Annotated in this window: 22 protein-coding genes; 15 read left to right on the top strand and 7 right to left on the bottom strand. The window is 39.4% G+C overall.

Annotated elements, in window-relative coordinates:
- The first annotated feature begins 20 nt into the window (after positions 1-20).
- Positions 21-797 (top strand): HAD-IIA family hydrolase, encoded by a 777-nt coding sequence (locus ABE65_RS19285; protein ID WP_082861506.1) that lies wholly within the window; start codon positions 21-23, stop codon positions 795-797.
- On the opposite strand, the gene ABE65_RS19280 is transcribed toward ABE65_RS19285, so the two are convergent.
- A complete protein-coding gene (locus ABE65_RS19280) occupies positions 792-1,355 on the bottom strand; it encodes a glycerol-3-phosphate responsive antiterminator (RefSeq protein WP_066398579.1) in 564 nt (187 codons plus the stop codon). The genes ABE65_RS19285 and ABE65_RS19280 overlap by 6 nt on opposite strands.
- Positions 1,356-1,533: 178 nt before the next feature.
- On the opposite strand from ABE65_RS19280, the gene ABE65_RS19275 reads away from it, so the two are divergent.
- From ABE65_RS19275 to ABE65_RS19255, 5 genes are all read left to right on the top strand, one after another.
- Positions 1,534-3,849, top strand: a complete 2,316-nt coding sequence (locus tag ABE65_RS19275; protein ID WP_156499212.1) for a glycerophosphodiester phosphodiesterase family protein — start codon at positions 1,534-1,536, stop codon at positions 3,847-3,849.
- A gap of 335 nt (positions 3,850-4,184) precedes the next feature.
- Positions 4,185-4,985, top strand: a complete 801-nt coding sequence (tapA, locus tag ABE65_RS19270; protein ID WP_082861505.1) for an amyloid fiber anchoring/assembly protein TapA — start codon at positions 4,185-4,187, stop codon at positions 4,983-4,985.
- 2 nt (positions 4,986-4,987) lie between these two features.
- Complete coding sequence (gene sipW, locus ABE65_RS19265; RefSeq protein WP_419471055.1) at positions 4,988-5,551, top strand: signal peptidase I SipW; 564 nt, start codon at positions 4,988-4,990, stop codon at positions 5,549-5,551.
- Positions 5,552-5,643: 92 nt separating this feature from the next.
- Positions 5,644-6,300 carry a TasA family protein gene (locus ABE65_RS19260; RefSeq protein WP_066398571.1) on the top strand — a complete coding sequence of 219 codons (657 nt, stop codon included), beginning with the start codon at positions 5,644-5,646 and terminating at the stop codon, positions 6,298-6,300.
- 79 nt (positions 6,301-6,379) lie between these two features.
- Entirely contained in the window at positions 6,380-7,084 is a 705-nt protein-coding gene (locus ABE65_RS19255; RefSeq protein ID WP_066398567.1) for an LPXTG cell wall anchor domain-containing protein, read from the top strand.
- A 174-nt stretch (positions 7,085-7,258) separates the two neighbouring features.
- Here ABE65_RS19255 and ABE65_RS19250 read toward each other — a convergent pair whose 3' ends face one another.
- Positions 7,259-9,628, bottom strand: a complete 2,370-nt coding sequence (locus ABE65_RS19250) for an immune inhibitor A domain-containing protein (protein ID WP_231887917.1) — start codon at positions 9,626-9,628, stop codon at positions 7,259-7,261.
- A gap of 454 nt (positions 9,629-10,082) precedes the next feature.
- Between ABE65_RS19250 and ABE65_RS19245 the strand changes: the two genes are divergently transcribed.
- The 7 genes from ABE65_RS19245 (at position 10,083) to ABE65_RS19215 (ending at position 14,495) form a co-directional block, all read left to right on the top strand.
- On the top strand, positions 10,083-10,616 hold the full coding sequence (locus tag ABE65_RS19245) for a signal peptidase I (RefSeq protein ID WP_066398561.1): 534 nt from the start codon (positions 10,083-10,085) through the stop codon (positions 10,614-10,616).
- Positions 10,617-10,723: 107 nt separating this feature from the next.
- Positions 10,724-11,446 carry a TasA family protein gene (locus tag ABE65_RS19240; RefSeq protein ID WP_066398558.1) on the top strand — a complete coding sequence of 241 codons (723 nt, stop codon included), beginning with the start codon at positions 10,724-10,726 and terminating at the stop codon, positions 11,444-11,446.
- A 75-nt stretch (positions 11,447-11,521) separates the two neighbouring features.
- Entirely contained in the window at positions 11,522-12,253 is a 732-nt protein-coding gene (locus tag ABE65_RS19235; RefSeq protein ID WP_066398557.1) for a hypothetical protein, read from the top strand.
- Between the two features lie 45 nt (positions 12,254-12,298).
- Positions 12,299-13,282 carry an LPXTG cell wall anchor domain-containing protein gene (locus ABE65_RS19230; protein ID WP_066398556.1) on the top strand — a complete coding sequence of 328 codons (984 nt, stop codon included), beginning with the start codon at positions 12,299-12,301 and terminating at the stop codon, positions 13,280-13,282.
- Between the two features lie 3 nt (positions 13,283-13,285).
- Positions 13,286-13,912: a class D sortase gene (locus ABE65_RS19225; RefSeq protein WP_066398555.1), complete on the top strand. Its 627-nt coding sequence runs from the start codon at positions 13,286-13,288 to the stop codon at positions 13,910-13,912.
- A gap of 18 nt (positions 13,913-13,930) precedes the next feature.
- The gene (locus ABE65_RS19220; RefSeq protein WP_156499211.1) at positions 13,931-14,260 is read left to right on the top strand and encodes a helix-turn-helix domain-containing protein; all 330 of its coding nucleotides are present in this window, start codon (positions 13,931-13,933) and stop codon (positions 14,258-14,260) included.
- 1 nt (position 14,261) lies between these two features.
- The gene (locus tag ABE65_RS19215) at positions 14,262-14,495 is read left to right on the top strand and encodes a hypothetical protein (RefSeq protein ID WP_066398552.1); all 234 of its coding nucleotides are present in this window, start codon (positions 14,262-14,264) and stop codon (positions 14,493-14,495) included.
- Between the two features lie 154 nt (positions 14,496-14,649).
- Here the strand turns inward: ABE65_RS19215 and ABE65_RS19210 are convergent, their stop codons facing one another.
- On the bottom strand, positions 14,650-15,516 hold the full coding sequence (locus ABE65_RS19210; RefSeq protein WP_066398551.1) for an SDR family oxidoreductase: 867 nt from the start codon (positions 15,514-15,516) through the stop codon (positions 14,650-14,652).
- Between the two features lie 163 nt (positions 15,517-15,679).
- On the opposite strand from ABE65_RS19210, the gene ABE65_RS19205 reads away from it, so the two are divergent.
- The gene (locus ABE65_RS19205; RefSeq protein WP_066398548.1) at positions 15,680-16,573 is read left to right on the top strand and encodes a hypothetical protein; all 894 of its coding nucleotides are present in this window, start codon (positions 15,680-15,682) and stop codon (positions 16,571-16,573) included.
- 61 nt (positions 16,574-16,634) lie between these two features.
- A complete protein-coding gene (locus ABE65_RS19200) occupies positions 16,635-18,506 on the top strand; it encodes a SpoIID/LytB domain-containing protein (RefSeq protein WP_066398547.1) in 1,872 nt (623 codons plus the stop codon).
- A 101-nt stretch (positions 18,507-18,607) separates the two neighbouring features.
- Here ABE65_RS19200 and ABE65_RS19195 read toward each other — a convergent pair whose 3' ends face one another.
- The 4 genes from ABE65_RS19195 to ABE65_RS19180 form a co-directional block, all read right to left on the bottom strand.
- Positions 18,608-19,537, bottom strand: coding sequence for a hypothetical protein (locus tag ABE65_RS19195; RefSeq protein ID WP_066398545.1), 930 nt, complete (start codon positions 19,535-19,537; stop codon positions 18,608-18,610).
- Between the two features lie 370 nt (positions 19,538-19,907).
- Entirely contained in the window at positions 19,908-21,581 is a 1,674-nt protein-coding gene (locus ABE65_RS19190) for a bifunctional metallophosphatase/5'-nucleotidase (protein WP_066398542.1), read from the bottom strand.
- A gap of 194 nt (positions 21,582-21,775) precedes the next feature.
- On the bottom strand, positions 21,776-22,078 hold the full coding sequence (locus tag ABE65_RS19185) for a DUF3846 domain-containing protein (protein WP_066398540.1): 303 nt from the start codon (positions 22,076-22,078) through the stop codon (positions 21,776-21,778).
- Between the two features lie 251 nt (positions 22,079-22,329).
- A complete protein-coding gene (locus ABE65_RS19180) occupies positions 22,330-23,229 on the bottom strand; it encodes an LCP family glycopolymer transferase (protein WP_231887830.1) in 900 nt (299 codons plus the stop codon).
- Positions 23,230-23,424 lie beyond the last annotated feature (195 nt).

Genomic DNA, 23,424 nt, shown 5'->3' with positions numbered 1-23,424 from the left:
TGGATGGTGGAGGAAGAACATTGACTAGAGGATTTATTTTTGATTTGGATGGAACGGTTTATTTAGATGAAGTGATGATTGAGGGTGCGGCAGAAGCAATTGCCGCCCTCAAACAGCGGGGAGATAAGGTCGTTTATTTAACGAACAAATCCATATCAACCCGCATGGATTATGTTCAAAAACTTCGAAAGTTAGGTATAGAAGTGGAGTTGGATGAAGTGATCAACTCGAACTTCATTACCGCAAAATATTTAAAAGAAGCATTAGAGACTGGAGAAGCCGCACTAGTGATTGGCGAGCAGCCGCTTTTAGAAGAACTAGAAGACGAAGGCATCCCCATCACGTTTGACGCAAAGCAAGCAAAGTTTGTCGTGCTCGGCTGGGACCGTCAGTTCAGCTATGAAAAAATCAATCTAGCTTTTCAAGCATGGCTTAACAAAGCGACGATTATTGCCACGAACCCAGATCGAACCTGTCCCGTCCTTGGTGGAGAGATTCCTGACTGTGGTGCCATGATCGGAGCCCTAGAAGGTGTGACCGGTCAGAGGATCGAGTCAATCACAGGAAAACCTTCCAAATGGATGGCAGAATACGTAGTCTCTCAAGTTCTGAAACTAGATCCTTCTCAGTGCTATATGGTCGGTGACCGGCTTGAGACCGATATCCGAATGGGTATCGAGAATGGATTGCAGTCTGTCCTTGTGATGACAGGTGTGACAAATCAAGAAATGTTAACAAAATCTTTATACAAGCCGTCCTATGTACTTGGTAGTATTAAAGAAGTAGTAAATTTATAGATCGAATTTCCACATACGAGGATCGCCTGACGACACAGCGAGCGCTCCAGCTTCAAGGGCTAGTAGAATATCCTCTTTCTCTTGAATCAAACCGCCAACAATAAGAGGAAGCTTGAGCTGGCGCGACAGCTGGTCGATCACTTTCGGCATCAATCCAGGCAGCACTTCTACAGCATCTGGCTTGCACGATTTGACCATCTCAATGCCTTTTTGTATGGCAGCACGATCAATTAAGAAAATCCGTTGAATGGTAAGCAGTCCTTCTTCTTTCGCATACTTGATCATGTTGATTTTCGTAGTGATGATGCCGGTTGGTTTTAACACGTCCGCAATGTATTTAACAGCACTTCTAGAATTGGACAAGCCCTCCATAAAATCGAGATGAATGAAAATATACATACCTGCTTCACGAAGCTGATTAATATAATTTTCAACAGTTGAGATGTCCCCTGTTAAAAGAAAAGCAATGTTTGCTGAACTTTTAATCGCTTTATCAATATCTTTCTGATCTTTAATCGATGCGATAATCTGTGATTCTACCATATTAACAAGTTCCATATCCTTCTCACCCCGTATTCATTTTTTGAATATTTATACTATTTATCTATGAAGAGTTTACCATATGTTTGAAGAAATGCACGGTACTCATGACTTATTTAAAGTCTTTTAAGGAGGTGAACTAGGTCTTTTTGCTCAGTGTTTCACAAACTATTATTTCAGGAGGGTGTTTAGTAACGTGAAAACTCATTTCATGCGTCAATTGGTCGTAACGTCTGCCTTAGCATTGAGTCTAGTGATTCCACAAGGAACAAGCATGGTAACAGCGAATGATTCGGTGATCGTAAGCGAGAATTTTGATGGTATTCAAAATGGAACATTGCCGAATGACTGGAAAGTGGTTGAAGGAACAGGAGAGGTGCAAGATGGAAAGCTTGTGCTGCAATCAGCTGCAACGAATAGACCTGCAAGAGTCGTCGTCCCTTTAGCAGATGATAACAACGGAAACTATGTGTTCGAAGCAGACATGACGTTTGTATCAGCGGTTGAAGACACGCGCTGGGCTTCTATCATGTATCGTGTACAGAACGAGAACTATCCGTATTATCAGTTTGCGGTCAGACGAGGAACATCAGCACTTAACGGCATGGAATTTGCCGAGCGCACAGAAAAGAACACCTGGAACGTAACAGAAACTAACTTTTATAAAGAGAACTTCCAGTACAACAAAAGCTATCGTCTAAAAGTAATAGCAAGCAAGAATCGTGTACAGCAGTTTGTGAACGGTGAACTTGTTGTGGACACAGCAGGAGCATCTAAATGGCAGAATGGCGATATCGGGTTTCAAGCTGTTGGATCGACTGTACAATACGATAACGTTAAGTTGACATCTTTTACTGGAGAGCTTCCTCCGGTTGAAAACTCAGGTGCATTGCTTCCAACCGAAGCGCCAACCGACATTATTAATCCTCCTACTTTAATCTCAGGAACAAAAGTAACCAGCCTTCAGCATGCAACGGCTTCTGCTATGTTAAAAGTGGACCGAGGAACGGATGGCAACCTTTATGCAAACGGCAAACGATTGATCGACCAGCTGAATCTACTGAAGAACAAGAAGATTCCAGTCCTACATATCGAACAAGCTGGAATAGAAGAGAGTATTATTGATGCACTAAATGAGACGCAAACGACTGACGTTCAAGTGATCTCAAGTGACGCAGAGATCGTTAAAGCCATTAAAAGTCTGAACCCCAAAATTCGTGGAGGACTTGTTTATGAGCGTGGTCCATTAAATGAAAGAGGACTGCAGCAGATCGTAGATAAAGTTCATGAAAGTGGAAGTAAGATGGTTCTGTTTCCACAAAAAAATTTATCACCAGATGTTGTCTATTACCTGCACAACCGAATGGTATCGGTTTGGGGTGTGAGTGACGACAAGTTAGCAGATCAGCATGAACTGATTCATCTTGGGGTGGATGGACTTGTGACGAATCAACCGGCGCTCGCTGAAAAAGCTTTTACACAATATCCGGAAAACACGATTATTCAGCGCCCAATCGTTTCAGCTCACCGTGGTGTTCCATCATTAGCACCAGAAAACACAATGGTAGGCTACCAGATGGCATTTGATCTTGGTGCCGACCAGATCGAGACAGATGTGCAACGAACGAAAGACGGACAACTTGTTATCATGCATGACAATACCGTAGACAGAACAACGAACGGAACCGGTGCTGTGGATCAACTGACGCTGGCGGAAATCAGAGAACTTGATGCTGGAATTAAATATGACCCTAAATATGCAGGAGAAAAAGTACCAACGTTCAAAGAATTTCTTCAAGCGTTTAAAGGGAAAGATATCGTTCTGCTTGTCGAGTTGAAAGATCATGACATCGAACAACAAGTAATCGATGAGATTTCTGCTGAAGGAATGATGGATCAAGTGGTGATGCAAAGCTTTTATCTCGACAGCATGCAGGTGATGAACGAGATTGCGCCTCAGCTGCCAATCGGTTACTTGTTCTCTGCAGCTGTTCCTTCTTCATACGAAGCGAAAGTGAAGAACGCCAAAAAGATGGTAGACTACGGAACATTGAACGATGTGACATTAAACGCTAGCTATGGAACCGTCTACGAAGAATTCATCACATATATGCGCCAGCGCGGAGTGATGAGCATGCATTGGACGTTCCGATCCGAAGAGCCTTTCGTGGACAAACTAAAGCAAGGCTTGATCGGCCCAATTACAGATTATTCACAATGGCTATCAGAATCTCCGGTGTATTTAGAGTCACCTGTGAAAAAATTGAACATAAAATCAGGAAAGACTCACACTGTAAGGGCTAAAGCGAAACTCAGTTATCGGTTGGATAACCGAGAACGAATTGATACGGTGCTTTATGTAAAAGACAATACGGGTGCTGTCCGAGTAGAAGGAAATACGATTCAAGCCATCGCACCAGGAAACGCGCAAGTCTTTGTAAAGCATACGTTTGAAATGTTAGGCGAAGAGTGGAGTTTAGTGTCTGAACCGATTGAGGTAACGGTGAAATAAAAGAGTCAAAAATGTAGACAAAATACATTAATCTGAAGAATCTCGATAATGGACTGAGTGAATGGTCCATTATTCGGGATTTTTTGGTGTAATGAGTTATAGATATCAAGCGTGTGAGAAATACATAACGCATAAAGTTCTTTAAATAGAACGAAATATTCTTAAATAAAACGATAATTAACGAAAAACAAAGAAAAACTTTAAAAAATAGTACATTTGTATGTTAAAAAGAACAAATTTTGCTATAAATGGGGGTTTTTAAACTAGTAGAATCGTTCTATAATAACGTTATAAGTGTTCTTTAAAAAGAACAAAGAGTATCTTGATCTTGCAAGCTGAAGGAGGGACTCGAAATTAGAGTTAAGCGTCTTCGGAAATTCAGAAACAAGAATTGGTCTTATGTCTTATGTATGAAACTTGGACTTATCTTTTATTCTATGACGTTCTCTATTCTCTACCTTACAGGTTATACAAGTGCTTACTTTAATGATAATGAAAGTGTAACTGGAGTGATCCAAGCAGGAACTTGGTGGGATAAAAGCTCCCTAACATTTGTAACAAAACAAAACGAAACGAAAAGCGATGCTCTTTGTACATCTATTGATATGACGATAAAGAATGCTGGTGACGGAAATAGGATCGGACCTGTCCGTTACGAAGTATGGTGGGCTGAAACAGGTAACCCGAAAAATGGACTAAAGGTAAGTGAAGGAGAAGTTAAGGCGTTAAACAGTGGGGAAAGTGAAATTCTGTCACACAGTCCTGATAAAGAGGGCACCTATAAATTTAAAGCTTTTCAAAGTGAAGGACATCCGGGACAGGGCGAACTTTGGAGTGAAGATCTAAAGGTTAACTGTTCTGAATCACAGCCTGAGGAAGAAAAGAAAGAAGATCATAACAGTGCTGAGCCTGAAGAAGAACAGCAACCTCCAACAGGGCAAGAATTAGAGGAATCCATTGAACCTACTACACCTGAGGCTGAAGAAAACACCTCACAAGAGACTGCTGAAACAGCTTCTGAAAATCAACAAAACGAAAACCAGACGGATGAGAATCTAGAAGGAAATCAGAGTGACACAAAACCAGAAACTGAGCCCGTTAAGGAAAATGAAACACAAAAGGATGATTCAAAATGAAAATGGTAAAAGTGAAAACTTGGATAAGCAATATTATCACTTGTATATTATTTCTAACATTGATTTCAACTGCTTTTGTCGTCATCTCCTCTAAAGCGTCTGGCGGAGAACCTACCGTGATGGGTTATCAGCTGAAAACGGTTCTTTCAGGATCGATGGAGCCTGGTATTAAAACCGGATCCATTATTGCTATTAAACCAAGTGGAGACGTGACACGTTTTAAAAAAGGTGACGTTATTACCTTCAAGGAGTCTGAAACAAAACTTATTACTCACCGCATCCAAGAAGTGAAAGGGAGCGGGGAGAACACGCAATACATTACAAAAGGCGATAACAATGATGCACCTGATATGACCCCAGTGCTCGCTGCTAATGTAGTAGGTGAGTACAACGGATTTACCATTCCTTATATCGGATATCTCTTAAGTGCTGCTCAATCCAAAATGGGTTCTGCACTGCTTCTGATCTTACCAGGCGTGTTATTACTTCTATACTCTGCTGTTACCATATGGAAAGCGATTAAAGAGATAGAATTGAGCAAAGACACAACAACGACTTCCAATTAATGTGGTTGAACTGCCGTAAGGATTCTGAATACTTACGGTTTCAATATAAAATTGTACATACCCTAAAAAGGGTGAGAGGGAGGAAGTTTGATATGAGTTTAAAGAAAAAGTTAGGTCTTGGGGTAGCATCAGCAGCACTTGGATTGTCTTTAGTAGGTGGGGGAACTTATGCTTATTTTAGTGATACTGCTGTTCAAACGAGTACCTTTGCTTCAGGAACTTTAGACTTAAATGTAGATCCAACTACATTGATTACATTAGATAAATTTAAGCCTGGAGACTGGAAAAACCAAACATTTAAACTTATCAATAATGGAAACCTTGATATTAAGAGTGTAAATCTAAAAACGGCTTACTCTGTAACTAAAAATGATGGTTCATCAGTTGATCCTACATTAGCTGCAAAATATGCAGATGCTATTGAAGTAGTTTTTCTTAAAAATGTTGGAGATGACTGGAGTATTGTTAAAGACACAGATTATAACGTTGTTACAACAATGTCATTAAAAGAATTAGCAACAAAAACCACTCAAGATTTAGCTAAAGAGTGGGATCGTGAGGGATTAATACGGTGGGCATTAAGAGATGGGATTACAGCTAAAGGAACTGGCCAAGAATCAGTGGATGAATTTTCCGTACAGTTCCAATTTAAAAATACTCCAAATGCTCCACAAAATGATCTTCAGAATTTAAAGCTTAACTTAACCTGGACATTTGAAGGAATTCAGAAGGACGGAGAAAGAAGATAATAAAGAGAAAAAGGTGGGGTAATCCCGCCTTTTTTTGATAATAGGTACCTCTAATTACGAAGATTGAGAGGTAAACTCTATGAAACTTAACTCAAACAAATTTAAATTACTGCTAATCTATACATGCATAATTCTTGTCGCCACTCTCTTCATCCCAATAGGCAACACCGGAGCAGACTCCAGCACACCAGAAATCAAAATAGACGCTCTGCCGCAAAAAGTTCTCTTTGACTTAGATGACTTTAAACCCGGTGACTGGGCACCACGTGTTTTAACCATCCAAAACAACGGCAATCAGGACTTCACTTATAACTTACAGTCACGTATGAAATCTGGATCTCGGAAACTCTTCAACATATTTCACTTGAAAATTGAGGATTCGTCTAGTGTCATTTTTAAAGGTAATTTAAAAGACTTTAAAGGGCTCGATCCACGTCCTTTAGCTGCTTTTTCAGAAGAAAAACTTACGGTTACCGTCGAATTTCCTTACATATCGGGAAATGAGTATCAAGGACTTGATACGGAGGTCGAATTCGTTCTTTATGCCGATGGCGAGAATGCACCACCACCGACAGACACTGAAAAGCCAAATCAAGACAACGGAAGTACACCGCCAGGCAATAACAGCAATAAGCCACCATCAACAGACACTGGATCACTGCCTCAAACAGGGGAAGATAATCCAATTTTCATTATTTTGTCTGGACTATATATCTCAATGGCTGGTCTAGCATTGTTACTTGTGAAAAAATCAATACTGCCCAATCCTTTTAAGAGATTATAAAACATGATTCGAGGTATGATTGAACGATATGAATACTTGATGTGAGCTAGCTGTTGGTAGTTAATACGCCAATCGTTAGCTTATTTTTGTTGACGTAATATTCCTCTAACTTTCCGTCAGCACTTCATAAAAAAACTAACCCAAAAGAGCACTTTTGGGTTAGTCGGTTAAATGTTATTTACTGATCTTAATCAATCCAGCAGAGTTATCAGATGCTTCTCCTAGGATCGTGAACTTTAGACCGTATTTAGGAAGAACTTTACCAGCGTCGTTGATTATGCCATCTAACTCACTTCCGTTATAGTCTGTGTTATCAATGTACGTAACAGAGTCGTTAAATACTGGAACTCCTTTTTCGCCTTTGTAATCAAAGATTCCACGGCTAGGTGAATCAATGTACCAGCTTGGAGACTTATCAAATGAGAATGCTGCATCTGCAATTTGATAACGAGTAGAGTCTTCAACAGTTGGTTTGCCATCCTTCATACCTACGATTGCTTGAGGATGAGAATCGACTACACCGATGAATCCTTCTCCAGGATGATCTCCAACCCAGTTGTCGCTGAAGCTGTCATCACCGTACCATACAAGCATACCTGTGTTGTATTTAACACCACGACTAGATTGTAATGCTTTATCTGATCCTTCTGTGTTTCTCCACTCGATATAATAGTAGTGGTCTGCATAAGAAACACCATTTGATACAGTAAAGTCATTTAGTTTGAACTTTGCTGCTCCTTCTGCGTCATCTGAGAAGACAACTGCTCCGTCAGCAGTAAGTTGAGCGTTATCAAGAGCGAATCCTTCAGGCGCAAGTCCGCCATCTGTTGAATAATCGAAGACAAGTTTTACTTTTTGCCCTGCAAATTCACTTAGGTCATAAGATTTATCAACCCAATCGCCCTCAGTGGTGTACAGCTCTTTTTGTTCATTTGTTGCTGTCCAACCAAGTCTCTCGATTTCTTTAAGTGTTTTGCCGTCTTCTGTTTGAACATATACAGATAACTTATCGTATTCTCCTGCATTTTCAATTTCATAGTTTGCTTTGTACGTGAATGTTGCTGATGTTTTTCCAGTAAGATCGAATACTGGTGACTCCATACTAGTGTGCAGGTTATCACCTTTTGTACTGTAGTAGTACTTCGATCCAAATGCAGGCTGTATTTTGCTAGGTACTTCTTTTTGTGGAAGATTTACTTTTACAATGCCTGGATTCTTAGATTTAGTAACCGATTGATCGATTTTCACTAAACTTCCAGCTGAAGTAATGTCCTTCACATCAATTTCAGTGATGTTTGCCCAGTTACCGCCCATCACTTTTTGGAAATATTCTTTGTTTTGTGGAGAGAAGCTTGTAGGTTCTGTACCTGCAATTTTCCCATTCCAGCTACCGCCACTCATGATGGACCAAGATGCTACTGGTTCTCCATCTCCTGTGTACTGTGTATCGTACTCATCTGGAAGACCAAGATCATGTCCGAATTCGTGAGCGAATACGCCGACCGCGCCGTCTTCAGGTTCAATCGTGTAATCGTAAGCTCCCATCTTACCGCTCCACGGTCCAGTTGAACCAGGAACTCCGTACACCCCGCCTAGCGTCCAGCGGTGAGACCAGATCGCGTCAGCTCCTAAGCGTCCGCCGCCTGCTTCTTGACCAACACCTGCATGAATAACCATTAAGTGGTCAACGATTCCATCCGGTTCGTTCGTATTGCCGTCTCCGTCAAGGTCATAAATATCAAGTTCGTCAAAATCAGATAAATTTACTCCGTTTGCAACGGCAGCATTTAGTGCGTCAGCTACAAAGTTACGTGGACCTTTAGGGTTTAAGTTATCGTGACCACCTGCCGGGTTATCATCGCCGTACTCTTTGGCAGTTCCCGGAACAGTCAGCCAGTTTGACACGTATCCGTCCACTGTATAGCTGCCGCCTGATTGTTCTTCGTAATATTGCTTAAATGTTTTAACTTTAGAGCCATCATGTAACTTGAAGTCCTTGTCGCCGAAAAGCATCTTTTGATAATGCTCTCGGTTGAAGTCATCTGAATACATGTAACCTTCAACTTTATCAATACTATTATGTTTGAAGTCCGAAAACTCAGCTAAAAGTACAAGGACTTTATCTTCACGAACGCCGCCTTTATACTTTGCAGGTTTTGCTGGTTCAACATCTAGAAAGCCACTTCCGGATGTTGAATTATGTGATTTATTTAGTTTCTTAGAGAGTTTTTCCTTTTGGTTGTTTAAGAATTCCTTTGATTGATTGGATATATCTTTTGCCTTTTGATCTTTGATTTCTGGTGAAGGTGCTGTTCCTTTTTTACTTTTAAGTTCAATGTACCTTTTTACCGCTTTTTCTGTCTCTGTTTTGGAAGCATTCTTTGCAATGATTCCTTGATCTTTAAGAGCCTGTGCTAAGCGGTCTTGATCGACTAGGTGCATATCAATAGGTGCGGATTCTAGGATGGCTGCTGATTTCGAATAGGAACTTTCAAGTGGCATTGCTTTACTTGTCGTAAAAGCAGACGGTGCTAGTAGACTCATAGAGATCCCTGTAAGCATTAAAGAAGTGCCGAGCTTTTTACTCCATTTCCCCATTTCTTCTCCTCCTGTTTTCCCATTTTATTAAGAACCGTACATAACAAAAAAGTAGGAACATCATCTCCTTATGTAAGTTCAATATATAGAACAATTAGTTCTATAATTAGAATAATACGAAAATAGCCAACTTTTGTAAAGTTAATTTATTCATTTTATATAAAAAGTTATTTTGTACGGTATATAGAACGTTAAGTGGCAATATTCTTTTAAAAAATACAGCGTGGTATTTCTTACTTTTATCAAATATTTATAGGAAAGAAATAATTAGAAGTGAATTTGTAGGAATTTGTCGACAAAATATAGAACAAATTGTTCTTTATATAGGTTGACACGGCGTTGAGTGTGGTGTAAATTGATAGTCATAAAGTGCTTTATAACGAACAAAGGGTGTGTTGAGATGCACAAATCCATATTGAAAATTGGATCAATCACATTTGTTATCTGTATATTTATCAGTATTTGTTCACTTCTTTATATGAGCTATCAAGCTAGTAAAAATCCAGACGATGTTCCCTCTCTTTTAGGCTTTAAATCTTTTACCGTTCTCTCGAATAGTATGCAGCCCGCATTTTCAGCCGGGGATATGGTTTTCGTAAAAGATAAACCAACAGCTGAGATTGCTGTAGATGATGTTATAACCTTTAAAGCGGAAGGACGAAAATTAATCACGCATAGAGTAGTGGGTGTATCAGAACAAGGATTTATTACAAAAGGTGACAGCAACAACGTAAAAGATGCAGCGATTGTTAAGCCAGCAGATGTTGTAGGTACACAAGCTTTCACGATACCGAAAGCGGGATATGTATCAAAGTTCGTCAGCAGCCCAATAGGCATAACACTTCTAATATTAATACCGTTACTTGGTTACTTGCTTTTAGAAATACATGATTGGATTAACAGATTTCTTAACAGAAAAGAAAAAGCAGTATGAGCAATGCTTATTCCTTTTAGGAGGTGGGGCTATTCAATAGGTTGATAGGGGAAAGCTACATAGTTCCATATGAGAAAAACAAAATAAATTTATTGGAGGCAATTTAAATGAAAAAAGCAAAAAAAGCGTTACTAGGAACAGCACTAGCTGGAGCATTGGTTGTATCTGCAGGATTTGGAACGTATTCATGGTTTACGGATGTAAAAACAGCAAATAGTGAAATTGATAACGGAACACTTACTTTAGGAATGGATACACAATTATTTACACATGAAAAATTTGCTCCTTCGCAAGTTCTAGTAAGTGATTTCAAAAAGATTGAAAACACAGGTAGCTTGGATCAAATCTTACGAGCTTCTTACACGCATTCAGTAGATAAAGCTTCTGCTAAAAAGTACAAAGTAGCGTACTTAGCGATTAAGTATGCTGAAAGACCTGATGAAACAGTATTAAAAGGTATGGCAACTGAATATGAAAAAGGATTTAAAAAAGGTGTAGATAACCCAGTTATGCCGAGTGGAAAGTCAAAACAAGCAGTAGGCTATGAGGTAGAAGGCGGATTAGTATCTGCAGATGAAGCAAGCGCTATGAAAATGCAAGCTGCTAATCAAGAGAAAACATTCAAATTCGGTAAAGACGGTTTCTGGAAGCTAAAAGATAACCAAAGTATTGAAATCATGTTCTTTGTAAAACTTCTTGATAGTGCTGGAAATGAGTATCAAGGAGCACAATATAACGGAGAATTCAAAGTGGAAGCGAAACAAACGGATGAGGGTGCAGATTTTGGTCCAGCTGCGAACACAGAGGTTTCACCAACAACAGCAGAATAAATGAAAGAAGCGGGCAGTCGATTTTGTCGGCTGCTCTTTTTCTAAATAGGTAAATTGTAGTTTGGAGGTGTATGAGTGGTACCGAAAAGGAAGCTAATCAAGAAAAAACATATCTTGCTGAGTTTGATTCTCTTTTTCTATATTTCTATCTTAATCATACCGAAATACGATACGTTTGCATGGTTTACAGCCGAATCCTTTGCTAAGGGGAAAATAACAAACGCCAATACATCCGACTTGTTAAATATTGATGTTAGTGATGTACAGTACCAAAAGAACTGCAAAGTAAAAACGAGTGTAACCATTACGAATATCTCCAATATAGAAATTCCCGTTTCATTAAATCTAATAAGTAAAGAAAATCAATCAAAATCAAAATGGTTACAACCTGGGGAAGCGCTTAGTAGTGGTACAAACGTTACTGATCCTTCTTGTGATGCGAGTCAAGTGATGTATCACTTGTATGCATTCGAAGGATATGTAGATGAAAAAATTGTGGTTCCATTAAGTCCAGAAAAGATGATTAAGCCTGTGGAGCCTAAGAAGGAGGATACTAACGATGAAAGTAAGAAAGAGCCAGAAGTAGAAAAAGAAGAGCCTCAAATACCTGAAATAGAAGAGCCACCTCAACAAGATCCAGCACCTGAAGAAGAAGTACCAACAGAACCAACACCACCAACACCACAACCAGAAGAAAATCCAGACACAACCAATCCAGATGATGACCAAGCTGACACGCCAATTCCTGCTCCACAACCAGAACAGTCAGACCAGGAAGGTAAAAAGGACGTTAAAACAGATGCTTAAACAAACTCGTGACGTTCAAAACCTATTAAAGTGGGGTGTGGTCTATTGCTTAGTCTAAAACAAATTATTTATGGAGTTATGGCTGTATTAATAATCGGTGCAGCTGCTATACAATCAGAAAAAATTTACTCGTTTTCGGATGGAAGCTATGGACTAGAGCTTACACCATCCGCATTTGAGATGAAGAATATGCGGCCAGGTTACAGTGAGGACTACACATTAACTGTAAAAAACACTGGTAACCAGCTATTGAAATATAACGTAAAAACAAAACATAAAACAGGTGAGATGCTTTTTAGTGCGTTAATTGTAACTGTAAAAAAAGACAATACTGAACTATTTAAAGGGAAATTACGTGAACTTACAATAACCCCCATAGCCTTACCAGCTAAAACAGATGACAAATTAACTTTTTCTATAGGTTTAGCTGGTGAAGCTGGAAACGAATTTCAAGGGTTAGCGACCACTTATGAGATTCAAGTTCAAGGTGAAGGCGAAGATCCGGATGACGGCGACCCAGGCGACGGTGATCCAGGCGATGGCGACCCAGGCGACGGTGATCCAGGCGATGGCGACCCAGACGACGGTGATCCAGGCGATGGCGACCCAGGCGATGGCGATCCAGGCGACGGTGACCCAGGCGATGGCGATCCAGGAGATGGCGATCCAGGCGACGGTGACCCAGGCGACGGCGACCCAGGCGATGGCGATCCAGGCGACGGTGACCCAGGCGACGGCGACCCAGGTGATGGAGATCCAGGCGATGGCGACCCAGGTGACGGTAATCCAGGCGATGGCAACCCAGACGATGGAGATAATGGCAGTGAACCACCGGCACAACAACCTCCAACAAAAGGTGATACTCAGAAGCCGACTCGTTCACCATCAACAGGTACCGAATCATTACCGCAAACAGGTGAAGAAGATCCAATGGTATGGATGTTAATTGGTTCTTTATTATCCATGACTGGACTTTGCATATTATTTGTAAAGAAACTACTTGTACAAAAGCGAATTAGAAGAGGATAAGGCATGAGATGGCTGGCATACTTGTTGATTTTTGCAGGGGTCATGACAATGGCGTACCCGAAAGCCAAAAGTGTGTACTTTTCTTATCAAGAACAAAGGCTGCTTGAAGACTGGGAATCCTCGATGGACCAATCAAAGATTAAACAGAGCTACAAACAGTTGGATGATATTTTTTTACAAGAAAGAAGTCAAGATTATAAGGAGCAAGTCTCTTCGAAGACAGGAATAATTGGAAAATTGACCATTAATCAAATTCAGTTGTCTATTCCTATTTTAGAAGGAGCAACAAAAAACAACCTTAAGGTGGGAGCGGGGCATCTGTCGGGTACGTCTCCACTTGGGCAAACAGGGAACGCTGCGATTGCGGCACATCGCAGCTACACGTATGGAAAACAATTTAACCGGCTGCCTGAAGTAAAGCCGGGGGATTCCATTCAAGTTGAAACAGCTCATCAAAAATTGATGTACACCGTAACGGAAGAAATTCTCGTTAAACCAACTGACCTAACCGTTCTACAAAATAACAAAAAGAACGAAGCAATGATTACCTTGATTACATGTCATCCTATGAAAAATCCTACTCATCGTTATATTGTGAAAGCTGTTTTAAAAAAAGAGGAGGTTTTATAGAAAAGGAAGTTGTTGGATGTGAATAAGAAACTAGGGTTACAAATAAAAAATAATCGTTTAAAAAAACGGATGAGTTTATCTAAGCTAGCGACAATCGCGGGAATATCAAAAAGTTATTTAAGCAGCATTGAAAATCATGAGACAAACCCATCTGCGCATATAATTCAAAAAATAGCTAAAGCTTTGGAGGTTCCTGTGGAGCAGTTACTGAGCATTCATGTAGGTATTCTAGATCCAGAATGGGTGGATCTTGTTTTACAAGCCAGAGATTTAGGTCTTAATAAAGAAGATATTCGAGACTTCTTAGCTTACGAATCATGGAAGTGTTCTGATAAGGAAGGTGTTTAACGTGATACGGTTAGCGGATGGCTTGTATATCTGTCATCTAAACGGTCATATTTTAAGGATTGTCTATAAAGGCAAGAATGAATGTGAAATCTATTTAGGTGATGAGTATCAAGGTAGGGCACCATTTGATTATGTGAAAAAGAAATTAAATTTTATGGAAAAGAAATGGAACACGTCTAAAATCACTAACTATCAGTACCAAGAACTAAAGTCTTCGTTCGATACTCTAGTCTGAATGTGAAGCCACTGCCCTAACGGTATATCGGGCAGTGGCTTTCTTTCGTTTATCATGTACATGGTTTGAATTTGTAGTTTTCACAAAAAAGCTGGCACTCTTAAGTGATAATTCTTACTTAAGAAGCCAGCTTTAGTCAAAATAATTTTGTTAACTATCCGTTTACAACCTTACCACCATTAATATGAATCATCTGCCCAGATACATAGGAAGAATCTTCGCTCGCTAGATACACATATGCAGGTGCGAGTTCCTCTGGCTGACCTGGTCGACCCATCGGTGTATCTTTACCAAACTGTTCTACTTTATCTGCAGTGAATGTAGAAGGGATGAGCGGTGTCCAGATCGGACCTGGTGCGATACCGTTCACACGAATTCCTTTTTTCACAAGGTTATTCGATAACGAGCGAGTGAAAGAAACGATTGCGCCTTTCGTTGACGCATAATCGATCAATTCCGGATGACCTTGATATGCTGTAATCGAAGCAGTATTAATGATCGAACTTCCTTGTTTCAAATGTGGAAGTGCAGCTTTCGTCAGGTGGAACATGCTGAATATATTTGTGCGGAATGTTTTCTCAAGCTGTTCCGCTGTAATATCCTCAAAGTTTTGCTGTGGATGCTGTTCAGCGGCATTGTTTACAAGAACGTCCAGTCCGCCGAACGAACCAACCACATCGCGAACCGTTTGTTCACAGAACGATTCGTCACCGATATCTCCGCGAATCAACAAGCATTTCACGCCTTCTTGCTCGATCTGTGTCTTCGTTTCCTCAGCGTCTTCTGATTCCTCTAGATAGACAATCGCAACGTTGGCTCCTTCTTTCGCGAAAGCTATTGCGGCTGCTTTACCGATTCCGCTGTCTCCACCCGTGATCAGTGTGGTTTTTCCTTTTAGCTTACCGCTGCCTTTATACGTCGGGCTTTCCGATTGAGGCTTAGGTGTCATTTCAGATTCTACACCTGGCTGTTGGTTTTGATGTTGTGCAGGTTGCCCTTTTGGGTGCTCTTGATTAGACATAGACGATATCACTCCTTATATTTCTTCATAACTCTTTTCTTCCCATCTCACATATGAATAAACATCTACTCGTGCTAAACGCAAAAAAATTTCAATTATGATGGCTCCTTTTATCGTTGATCAGACATTTATAGGTTGAGTCAAATGATGAGGAGGAAAAAATGTGAGAGCGGGAAATATCTATCAATTTAAATACTTGAGTCAGTTTCGGAGTGTAAAGGAGTTTAATGAACACAAAGAAAGGTATTTGCAATTATACCCGGATCAGTTTACACATTCAGAATTTATTGCTTTTGAAGTATTAACTCAATTCAGTGTGGTTGTTCCAGGTGTTGCTAACGCGAAGATTGCGACACTCGTTTCAGCTTGCCAAGGTAAACAAGGCGGGGTATCTCGTGCGACATTTGTACGTATGCTGCGTAAAGCGAAAACAACAGGCTTTCTTACTGTTCATAAAACGTATCGTTCAAGTGGCGGATTCGCACATAATGTATTTGTTTTTCAACCAATTGACACATTCATGAAAACACAAATGAATTACCGTGCTAACAGTGAACACCATACTGAGAGTAGGTCAGAAGAGATTTTCACAGCCCCAGAAACGGAAAAACTCTTTTTAAATCTACAAAATACAGATAAAAACATATGTCTGGAAGACAACGTTTCAGCTTTACATGCACCATCTTCAACTTCTTTTGAAAACCTTGATTATTCTTTCGTTCCAGATACGGTGCCGCAAACTTTTATACAAACGGTTAGGCCATTTTTCAATCTTGCTGCAGAGATTTTTACATTTTGGGAAAAAGCGTTGATGGCATACAGACAACTAAACCTTTATCAGCCGATTGAACACATGACAGACCTTGTTATTCATGCTTTCAAGACAACTGTCTTTCAGTACAAACATCGCAAAATCAAGACAAGTTTCATAGCGTATTATTATGGCACGTTAATAACGATGTTATCTGCTGAAAAAAGAAAAGAGCATCTCACGGATTCTAGCGTTCCAAGGTACAACTGGTTAGACGCAGAAAATACATATTCTAGTAGTCTATGACTCAATGATTTTGATATACTAGTATTTGTTAAATGTAAATATTAGGATAAGTTGGTGCGAAATGAGAAAAGGTATTGTTCTATTTGTGGTTGCGTTGCTTTTGTTTAGTGTTCTTCCGGTAAAAAACAAAGTAGCTGACGCAGCAGAGTCTGAGGTGAATGTTTCACTTATTCATGAGGTAGATCAACTCTCAGCCTTGGATTTTTCATTAAAAGGAACATTTAAAGAGGTTACTAGCGGAAGAAGTTTAGTAGCAGGCAAAACATATACAGTTAAAGTAGAAAATGAACAGATTGGGCTTTACGACGGAAGTACGTTAATGATCAGACAAACTGAACTTTCACTGAAACCAGCAGGTATATCTCCAAGTCATCTCACGACGCTAAACGGAAAAGTAAAAAGATCATACATGGGTACGATGAATTTTAAAGTTGAGGGTGAGTACGTTCGACCGGTAAACAGCATACCGGTTGAAGAATACATCCAGGGTGTTCTTCCTGGTGAGTTATATCAGTCTTATCATATACATACAATGCGCTCACAAGCTATTGTGGCAAGAACATATTTACACTATTGGGTAGGAAGGAAACCTGTTACGGATACGGTTTCTTTCCAACGTTATGTAGGATACAGCATGGATTATCATAATTTTATTAAAGCAGCCATTGAAACAAAAGGTAAAGTTCTGAGCTATAACGGAAAAATTATTGATGGCGTGTATTCTTCATCAAATGGGGGACATTCAGAAACGAATACGGGTGCTTGGCCGAGCGGTACTGTTGATTTTCCATACTTTCCAGCTAAACCTGATCCGTATGATGTAAAGAGCACGGATAGTGAAACGATTTATAAAACACAGTTCTCATTAACTGGACTGGATGTAAACAACACAGAAGCATGGTGGAGTAAAGAAGAAAAGAATCCTGTTTTTGCTTCACAGTTAAAGAGAATGTTTTTATCTAATGATTATAAGAATGCAAAGGTAATAGACGTTAATTCATTTACTATTTCAGACGAGCTTACAAAAGGAAAACGAATTAAGAGTGCAAACGTTGCATTTACTTACGTGATGAGGGATGCTAACGGAAAAGTAATAATAGATGACAAAGGGACAGTTAAAAAGTTTAATAAGCAGCTTACTTTAACCGGTTCTCAGTTTAAATATGCTCTTCAAGTAAACAGTACACTTGTTACGTCATTTATACCTACAACAGTGGACTATCAAGTATCCGTTGTTGGAAACGGTCATGGTGTTGGAATGAGTCAGACTGGTGCTAACGTTATGGCTAAACAGGGTAAAGGATTCCGTGAGATTCTAGCATTCTATTATCCAGGTACGGTCATTACAAATGATAAAACAACTACGATTCCGACAACAGCACTGCAGATGACAGGACTTGTTAATTATGAAGGTACTAAGATTAGAAAATCTGCTTCAATAACAAGTGCTGAATTAGGCAAGACCAAACTCAATCAAAAGATTATCATTCTAGGTAAGTCTGGAGAATGGTTTAAGGTGAAAGCAGGCACAATTACAGGCTACATGAACGAGCATTATATTACGCTCGGCCAAACCATCTCTTATAAAGATGGCATCACACCAATCACGTCAGGACAGATCTTGAACTTAGGCTCACCGATTGTTTCCAAGAACAATACGTTGTACGTCCCAATGCCAGGACTTGCTACACGTTATAAGATGAAACTTAATTCTACTTCATCTAACTTCACGGTAGTTGATGGATCACGTAAGGTTGTTGCATCACACCTCAGCAAGTATGCAACGGTGAATGGGAAGAAAATTCTGCTTACAGCAAAACCAGAAAAGTATTATAACAAGGTCTATGTGCCACTTACGTTCTTAAAGCAAACGGGCTTAGTTCCTTCTTATTATGATGAGAAAGCAGAACAAGTACTGTGGCTGAATAAATAAATAGTGGGGGAGCTCTTTAGAGGATGATTCTCTAAAGAGCTTTTTTTATGTGCGTGAACGGTTGTGTCCTCTAATTTGAATGTGTCCCCAGTGGTTTGAAATCAGTTACTTAACAACACACTACAAATATTCTTTTTGGGATTTGAAGATTCACACTCTGTTACTTTACGTGCTGAATCAACCGTTATATCAAGGAAGTCTTTCTCCTCTTCGTACAGGCGTAAGGAAAACTCTGACTCACTTACGGATGTATCTTTTATTAACTTCTCCATCTGGGGAATCGAGAACCCAATCGTATTTTTATGTATAGTGAGATGGAGTAATTTTTCACTATCATTACTACTAGCGATATCTAGTTTCAAATTGGAATAACGATTCTTAAGGTGATTGTGCACAAACTCTAATTCTGAATATGGTCTATCACTTGTATGGGCTTCTTCATGAGCTTGTAAGATATTCAAAGTGCTTGGAAGAAAAATGGAACAAATACTTATTAGAAAGATCATGATTCTCAACATCACATTTCCACTAAGTAATAAATAGGCAGAAAATCCAACTCCTATTGTAATCAGTACAAAAAAAGGAGTCATATCTCCTAACTGTATATTAAAATAATCAGTACCATTTATTTGAAGAAAGAAACCTGTGAAAATTAATGAAACCATCCAAATACAGAAGAATAATACTTCTTTTGTTTTCCCATTCTCGATAAGCAGGTGAGTGACCGCAAAAAAGAATGCCACAATATTCCCCAGTATTGGTATAAGCGTACCCGCTAAAGTATGGTACCAGATAAAAGTAATGTTATCTCCAACTCCGCTTCGTTCAGGTTGTTTAATTAACCATTCAACAAAAAAAGATAGAGCAATCCCGCAAGTCATACTTATGATAAGACCTACGTAACCATACCAAAAAATAGATGATGTTAAGTCCACTAACTGGCCCTTTTTCATGCTATAAAATGCCATCAATCCTAATAAACCAAAAATTCCTACTAATGCTGAATAAACCTTAATTAATAATCGATCCAAAATTTTTATCCCCCATATTGACTGCAATAAAAAAATTCTCTTCTATAATGTACCAAATAATGAGTGTGGAAGAATTATAACGCTTTTTACGGTACGTGTTTTTTATATTTGTTACGCGTTCACCGGTAAATGGTCTGTGACCACCTGTAAAGTGCTCAGTTCCACCTGAGATGACCCACTTTTCACCTGAGATTGGATGCTCATCACCTGAAGAAGCTCAAGTTTCACCGCTTAACCTCTACAAGCAGCTACATTCAACTCCACCAGCACAAAAACATCACCACTACACTGAACAAAACCTCACACAAATCAAAAAAGCCAACACAAAAGGTGAATTCCACACCTTTCATGCTAGCTTTCCACACAATTATTATTGTTTTGCTACATCCACGATACGGCCTTCAACTTGTGGATCAACTTTTACTAATTTTGCTACATAGTCACGTAGGTTTTCCCAGTCGGATGCACCTAGGTCAGTTACGCGGCCTTGCGCATAAGCGTCCGCGAATACTGTGTATCCGTCTCCGCCTTTAGCTGTAAATGCGTTAGTTGCGATGACATATTCTTTTGTTGTGTCGATTGCAGTGTAAGTGCCATCTGCGTTCTTCACTTCCATAGAAACCACACGGCTGCCAGCAACTTTTGTGCTGTCAAACTTGAACTTCATGCCAGACACATGTAGGAAACCGCCGCTTTCTTTTGGAGATTGGCTTACACTGTGCTCAAGAGCAGTCTTAATTTCTGCACCTGTTAACTTCATTGTTGCTAATGTGTTACCAAACGGAAGAGTCGTTAATACATCACCGTATGTGATTTCACCTTGGTTGATTGGCGCACGAATTCCGCCACCGTTTTGGAACGCCATCACAACGTCTTTGTTGTATTCTTTCGCTTTATCTAACATACCGTCTGTGATCAAGTTTCCAAGTGGCGTTTCGTTGCTTCGTACACTTGGTCCAACATCGTTTGAACGAGGGTTTTCTAGTGCTTTTTCAGCTGTTGCGCCAGTTGGCTTGTTCTTTAACTCATCGATCTTGCTAGAGTATTTCTTTAGAAGTTCAGCAGCTTCTGGATCTGCTGCTTTGTCAGCAATCTTGATCAACTGACCAGCTTGGCCAACAACTTTACCTTTTTTATCGAACTGAACATCAAGTGTTCCTAGAAAATCGCTGTATTGGTAAGCTTGTACGATTACAGTTGGATTCTTTTTCTTTCCTTTATAGTTCGTATCCACGACAACTGGCTGATCAAGTTGTGTATGGCTGTGACCGCCAACGATGATGTCGATGCCATCAACGTACTTAGCTAATTCTAGATCGTTGTCATATTCTGGATTATCATCGTATCCAAGGTGAGTAATTGCCACGATCTTATTTACGCCAAAAAGCTGAAGCAAGCGTACTTCTTTTGCTGCTTCTTTAATGTAGTTTTCGAATACTACACCTTCAGGACTGGAGATATCTGCTGTTTCTTCAGTCGTCAGACCGATGAAGCCAACATACTCACCGTTAATTCTTTGCATCACAGAAGAGTAGACACTGCCGTCCTTCGGCTTGATTGAATAACCTTTATATAATTTCTTTAATAATGGATCCTGAGAAAAGTTTACGTTTGTACTTACAAAAGGAAACTCCGCGTTCTTTACGAAGTCAGCCAATGCTTGGTGGCCTTCAGGGCTTGAACCAAGATCGAACTCGTGATTACCGAATGTCATAAGGTCATAGTCCATAAGATTCATAAATTCAAGATCTGCTTGTCCTTTGAACTCATTAAAATAGAGCGTACCAGAGAAAACATCACCTGCATCTAACAACAATGCGTCAGGCTTAGCTGCTCGAACTTCTTTTACAGCAGTCACCTTTTTGGCCACATTATCTAAACGAGCATGTGAATCGTTCGTGTGCATGATAGATAAGTTGAACGTTTTATCCTTCGGCGAATTTCCGTGTGCATCTACTGAAGCAGGCATTGCTAATGGGGAAGAGATAACCCCGACAGCAAGGGAACTAACTAGTAATCTTTTAAACGTGTTCTTAACTGACATCTCATCACAATCCTTTCAATTTGTCATACGAATTAAATATATCAAAGAAAATGTAAAGTAGGAGAAAAAATTTGTCGAAATATAATAAAAAATTGTAAAATTCATAGTTCGGAAGGTCATTGTTTTTCACAAAACAGCATCTAAACGCCTAAATCATACAAAAAAAGCCAACCATTTGGCTGACTCTCCTAAGTTTATTTCCACTTCTTCATCTTTTCTTTTAAGTGATCTCTCACTTCTTCAGCTTCTGTTCGGTCGATGCTTCGGAAATCTCCATCATGCTTTACGATAAAGAAGCTCTCTTTTGGTTTGCGTTTTCCATATGTAAGTTCGTATCCGTTATCCACGTTGCAGACGATTTTGTAAGGAGAACGAAAAAAAGGCTGCATATCTAGGGGGCCGTTCACTATATTTTCAAAGGTTGATAAATCATTTTCAATTGATATAATCGATGGTCGTTTAGAAGGCTCGACCATTAAAACAGAAATAGTAGACAAAAGTTGTCCCTCCTTTATTACCCTACTAAAGAAATGGTAACATATCCCTTTTAAATTGGTAATAGGTGTAAATTGAAAGATATTGTCGAAATTGAAGTTTTTTAAATCATTACATTAGAAAAATAAAAGTTTAAATATTATACAGTAAATGCATTATTTTCATACAATTTTCAGCATTTTACGACAAGAATTTATTAGTGTAGAAAAGTAAATAAATAGACTCAGAGCGCATTCGCTCTGAGTCTATTATCCTATTTATTTAGAAACTCTTTTAATAAATTCTGCACACGCAGCTGTTCTGATTCATCAACAATTCCATACCAAGTGTTTCCGATCATCTTCCCTGTACTCTTAAATTCCGTATAGTTAATTTGATGTCTTGCACCTTTATAATTCTTCTGAATTTTCTTCATCTCATCAAATGTCATGTTCGTTTTCACATTTTCACCGAGGATATCTAGAATATTATCGAACTTTGTAATGGACGAAACGTTTGCGCCTTTATTGATAATAGATGTAATAATTTGGCGTTGACGATCATTTCTTCCAAGGTCGCCTTTCGTATCCTCATATCTCATGCGAGAATAGGCAAGGGCTTCGGTTCCATCTAATTCTTGCTTGCCTGCTGGGAAAGAGTAGCCTTGGTAATCGAAGGCTTTTGGGTTATCGACTTCTACACCACCGACTGCATTAACGATATCTCGGAAAGATTCCATATTCACTTTTACATAATAATCAAGGGATGTATCTAAGAAATGTTCTGCCGTATCCATTGCCATTTGTGTTCCGCCAAAAGCGTATGCGTGATTGATCTTGTCTTCATACCCTTTTCCTATGATTTCGGTTCGTGTATCTCGAGGAATGTTGAACATGAGCATCTTATCGCTCTTCGGATCGATGGCAACTACAATCATAGTATCCGATCGTCCGCGATCACCTTCACGTTCATCCACTCCTAATAAAAGAATAGAGATGGGTTTCAGATCCTTCTTCTTTCCTGTAATCACAGGTTTTGGCTGGTCGGTCTCTACTTTTTCGTGCATGTCATTGACTGCATCCTTAGCCGTATCATATAGGTAGTAGGCATAGCCCCCAAGACCTAATAGTACGAGTCCAATTAATACTCCTGTCACGATAAGAAACTTCTTCATGAACGTCATCGCTTCTTTCTTATGTAAAATAATGACTCTATTGGCAGTATAACATGTGCCAGTTTAAAAGAATAATCTAATTCTTCTTAGTAAAGAGGCACTAAAATACTATATTAGAATAATATCAATAAAAAACACACACTTCCATAAATTTATAAATTTTACCCTTATTTTACAAAATAGATGCTATAATAC

Source organism: Fictibacillus phosphorivorans, assembly GCF_001629705.1.
Taxonomy (GTDB): Bacteria; Bacillota; Bacilli; order Bacillales; family Fictibacillaceae; genus Fictibacillus; species Fictibacillus phosphorivorans_A.
The sequence above is the reverse complement of the archived record's forward strand: the minus strand, read 5'-3'. Positions and strand labels throughout refer to the sequence as shown.